The 1,640-nt window shown below is 37.6% G+C and carries 4 protein-coding genes and 1 pseudogene; 4 read left to right on the plus strand and 1 reads right to left on the minus strand.

Features of this window, described 5'->3' with window-relative positions:
• The first annotated feature begins 16 nt into the window (after positions 1-16).
• From KUL10_RS18470 to KUL10_RS18485, 4 genes are all read left to right on the plus strand, one after another.
• Positions 17-340, plus strand: a complete 324-nt coding sequence (locus tag KUL10_RS18470; RefSeq protein ID WP_110430438.1) for a low molecular weight protein tyrosine phosphatase family protein — start codon at positions 17-19, stop codon at positions 338-340.
• 122 nt (positions 341-462) lie between these two features.
• A complete protein-coding gene (locus KUL10_RS18475) occupies positions 463-759 on the plus strand; it encodes a BrnT family toxin (RefSeq protein WP_110430439.1) in 297 nt (98 codons plus the stop codon).
• Entirely contained in the window at positions 752-961 is a 210-nt protein-coding gene (locus KUL10_RS18480; RefSeq protein WP_110430440.1) for a BrnA antitoxin family protein, read from the plus strand. Before KUL10_RS18475 ends, KUL10_RS18480 begins: the two co-directional genes overlap by 8 nt.
• 82 nt (positions 962-1,043) lie before the next feature.
• Positions 1,044-1,337, plus strand: a complete 294-nt coding sequence (locus KUL10_RS18485) for a hypothetical protein (RefSeq protein WP_110430441.1) — start codon at positions 1,044-1,046, stop codon at positions 1,335-1,337.
• A gap of 140 nt (positions 1,338-1,477) precedes the next feature.
• On the opposite strand, the pseudogene KUL10_RS18495 reads toward KUL10_RS18485, so the two are convergent.
• Positions 1,478-1,640: pseudogene (locus tag KUL10_RS18495) on the minus strand (IS110 family transposase); the annotation flags it as partial.

A 1,640-nucleotide genomic window follows, 5' to 3' on the forward strand; every position in this document is an offset into this window, starting at 1 on the left:
TATGCTATGAGGAAACATGAAGCTATTATTTGTTTGTTCTGAAAATAGACTACGAAGTCCAACTGCAGAGGAAGTGTTTTCAGCTTATGAAAACGTCGAAGCTATTGGCTGTGGCACAAACTCTGATGCAGAAACAGCACTATCTGGTGACTTAGTTGAGTGGGCAGATGTTATTTTAGTTATGGAGAAAAGTCATAAAAACAAGGTTGCTAAAAAGTATAAAGATTTACTTAAAGGTAAGAAATTAGCTTGCCTTGAGATACCAGACCATTACGAACGCATGCAGCCAGAGTTGATTCGAATTCTAGAAAATAAGGTGCCTAGGTATGTCAGGTTGTAATTTGTACGCATATAACAAAAGAATTAAGACGGATTTGGCAGAAAAGCACTGCCAAACCGCTTATTCAAAGTGTTATCCTTCACGAGGTTGATTTTAACTTACAATATAACTACACTTTAATTATGGATGATTTTGATTTTCAGTGGGATGCAGAGAAAGCTGTTGCGAACATTAAGAAACACGGTGTTAGTTTTGATGAAGCTAAGACGGTTTTTTCTGACGTGTTAGCAAGGTTGATTCATGATCCCGATAGCTCACACGGAGAAGAGCGTTTTATTATATTAGGCGAGAGCATTGCTAATCGTTTATTGATTGTTTGTCATTGTTATCGTGATAAGGGTGGTGTGATAAGACTTATCTCAGCCCGAAAAGCAGACAAACGTGAACGTAAACTCTACAAGGAGATTCCTCGTGCGTGAACATTATGACTTTTCTAATTCAATCCCTAACCCATATATTAAAAAGACTAAGAAACAAATTACAATTAGGCTAGATCAAGATGTGATTGGTTACTTTAAGAAGTTGTCTGAGAAAAATGGAATTCCCTATCAGAACCTTATAAATTTGTACTTGAAAGACTGTGCAGAATCACAAAAAGAGCCCCGAGTAGATTGGCAGTGAAGGATAACAAATCAATTAAGGCGGACGTTCGCAAAGAGCGCGATAGCCGCTTATTGAGGTGTTATATTGCAAGGAAAGCTCAGTGGATGTAAAGGCAAGAATATCATTTTTAAAAATCCCAAGACCACCATATGGGTATCGATATTTGGGCAAAAGTTGCTGGATGAGGATGGATTCCGAGAAATTTAGTGATTTAGCTTGTTGTGTTGGTTTTGCAGATGGTCAAGAATATTATGATGGTGACTCCGCAGAATCGACATTAAGCTTTTATAAAGATGAACCTTTGATCCATGAGATTAATACTGGAATGAACTTCTCGCTCAGAATTTTTGATTTACAAGTAGCTACGGGTCAGATATTAAGTGTCAAAGGGTAATTTGCAATATAACAAACGACTATGGCGTCAATAAGTAACTCTACGCCGTTTTTACTTCCCATTTTTTTCCATCTCGAAGCATCGAATTTAGTATCACTACCATCTTTCTGATGCAGGCTATGATAGCGACTTTTTTAGGTTTACCAGTTGCGACCTCGAAGCATCGAATTTAGTATCACTACCATCTTTCTGATGCAGGCTATGATAGCGACTTTTTTAGGTTTACCAGTTGCGACTAATTCTTGGTATTTTTGTTTAAAAACGGGATTGCATTGAATGGCTGACATCATTGCCATGAACAGT

Origin of the sequence: Glaciecola sp. KUL10, assembly GCF_003203515.1 — a bacterium.
Taxonomy (GTDB): domain Bacteria; phylum Pseudomonadota; class Gammaproteobacteria; order Enterobacterales; family Alteromonadaceae; genus Glaciecola.